2 protein-coding genes are annotated in these 2,475 nt (G+C 48.7%); one reads left to right on the top strand and one right to left on the bottom strand.

The annotated features are described in order from the left end of the window. Positions 1–30: 30 nt before the first annotated feature. Positions 31–1,344, bottom strand: coding sequence for a pitrilysin family protein (locus tag RMO84_RS12800; protein ID WP_310488839.1), 1,314 nt, complete (start codon positions 1,342–1,344; stop codon positions 31–33). A gap of 217 nt (positions 1,345–1,561) precedes the next feature. Here RMO84_RS12800 and RMO84_RS12795 point away from each other — a divergent pair. Further along, positions 1,562–2,475: hypothetical protein (locus RMO84_RS12795; protein ID WP_310488838.1), on the top strand; the 914-nt coding region annotated here is incomplete at its 3' end.

The following is a 2,475-nucleotide window of genomic DNA, read 5'->3' as shown; positions in this document are numbered from 1 at the left end:
CTAAAAACCGCGCTTTCAACTTTCAACTTTTTACGCTGGTTTAACGGTAATTACCCCATAAGCAGTAGGCGATAAATAGTGACGAGCGGCGAGTTGGATGGTAGGAGTATCTAGAGCTTGAATTTGCTGCGGGTAATTGAGAGCTGGGGCGAGACTACCGACTACCGATCGATAATAACCGTAAAGATCTGCACGATCGCTCGGAGTTTCGGTGCCGAAAATATAACGATTGGCAACTTGCCGCCGGATGCGACTGAGTTCGGCATCAGTAACAAGGGTAGTTTGGAGCTGGAAAATATGCTGGGTAATTAGTTGCTCGACTTCGGCTAGATGCTCGCTCGGCAACTGGGCACTCAGGTAAAATAAACCCTGAATCCGGTTGCTCATATTACTCACGCTGATATTATTTACCAGTTGGCGTTCTTCACGTAGTTCCTTAACCAAGCGGGACGTGCGTCCAGAGCTGAGAATCGCGGCCAAAATATCGAGCGGGTATGTTTCGGCCAATTGCGTCAATCCTGGGACGCGCCACACCATAATCAATCTGGCTTGTTGGAGACTCGGATCGATGTGTTCTTTGCGGACGATGCGCGCAAAGGCAGGTTCGGGCGTGGGTTGAGCTTTTCTGCCGACAAATTCGGCGGTCGGGATACTGCCACTTTGAGAGGCAAAACCATCGGAGATGATATCGATTAACTCTTCAACGGGAAGATTGCCAACAGCCACGGCAGTCATGGCAGTCGGCTGATAATTAGTCGCGTGAAAATAGCGCATCTGTTGGGCGGTAATACCTTCGATCGCGGCTTCTGGCCCTAACACTGGCCGCCGGTAGGGTAACTTAGCAAAGGCAACTTCGATCGCCTGCTGATAGATCCGGCGGGAGGAGCTATCGTGAGAACGGCGAATTTCTTCAAGGATCACCAATTTCTCCCGCGCGAAGTCATCATCGGGGATGCGAGGATTGGCGACAACATCGATTTGCAGTGGGGCGAGTGCGGCAAAATCTTTCGGCGCAGTGGTGATGTAGTAATGGGTATAGTCTTGACTTGTCGCCGCATTCGTCACCCCACCGCGCGCTTCTACCAGCCGCTCGAATTCGCCCGCTGCCAATCTGGATGTCCCTTTGAACACCATGTGCTCCAAAAAGTGCGCCATCCCATTGATGCCATCAGTTTCGACGAAGGAACCGACATTTAGATAGATATTCAGATTTACCGCTTCGATCGGCATCTGTTCGGCAACGATCGTCAACCCATTGGGCAATGTCCGAACGGTAGGGCAATTGAGGGTGTTAGTCACGGCGATCGTACTCCTGCTAAATAAATCTAATTCCACTGTCTTCATTAGTATAGTAGACCGTTGAGGTGCGCCAGCGTCTTGGCGATCGCGATCGGTCTTCAATCCACGCCTGCTGTATCGATCGGTAGCATACTGAAACTTTAGCTCGATCTTCGATCTGTGGCGATAAGTGGGAACACTAATAGCTACTACTCCCCTAGCTCGAATGAATAGTGTCACTACTACAAACTGAGCGAGTTTTTGTCAATTATTAACTACATATATGTTCGGTTTACTTCAATCGCTCAAACGCTGGGAAGATTTATGGTGCAAACGCAATGTAATTTATTTTGCATTGGGTTGGTCGATATTATCACTAGTTACTTATATGTTTTTTAGTGGGCCAACCCAAGGGAGCGAACGCCCCTTTTTGTATCGATTCTTTACCGCATATGTGCTCCAAGATGTGTCGCTACTGGTAGCTGGATTGTTGTGTCTTCGGAATGGATTGAGCCGCCGCATGCCTAGTGGTAGCCAAGTCTGGTTGCTAATGGGCATCGCTTTACTCGCTTATTTGGTCGGCAATATCTTTTTTAGCTCGTGGGAATTAGTCTGGCAGCTCAATTCCACTGGTTCGCTGGGCGACCCATTTTTTGTGATTTTTTATATTTGTTTATTGCTGGCGATGCTGCTGGCGATCGTCAGTAAACGGGTACGGTTGAATATCTATCAATGGGCGATCGTTTTGGGGATTGGGATCTATGCGGCGACATTGGTAACGTGGATTCTCAAGCCACCAGCTTCAGCGATGAGTGCCGCAGCGACTACCCCGATTTCTGCACCTATTAGCCAAGCCCAGTCAGCCACAATGGCATCTGTGGCAACTCCCGCACCAACTTTGCCTCAACCAGAAGCATCCAAACCAGATGTACCTGAATGGGTGATGTATTTTGATGGCCTCTTGAAGCCTTACGGTCAGAATTTAAATACCTTTTATGTCTGGAGCGATGTAGTGTTACTTACCTTAGCGATCGTGATGATTTTGGGTTTTTGGGGGGGACGGCTTAGTAATGCTTGGCAAGTTACCGCGCAGGCGATTATTTGTTTCTATGTTGCCGATATGTGGTTTGCCTACGCGAGCAATCAGATTAAAGACTACCAATCGGGGTTCATGTTAGAAGTGTTCTGGATTTTGGG

This window comes from Chamaesiphon sp. VAR_69_metabat_338 (genome assembly GCF_031423935.1).
Taxonomy (GTDB): Bacteria; Cyanobacteriota; Cyanobacteriia; order Cyanobacteriales; family Chamaesiphonaceae; genus Chamaesiphon.
Note: the sequence above shows the minus strand (reverse complement) of the source record. Positions and strands in the feature narration are given on the sequence as shown.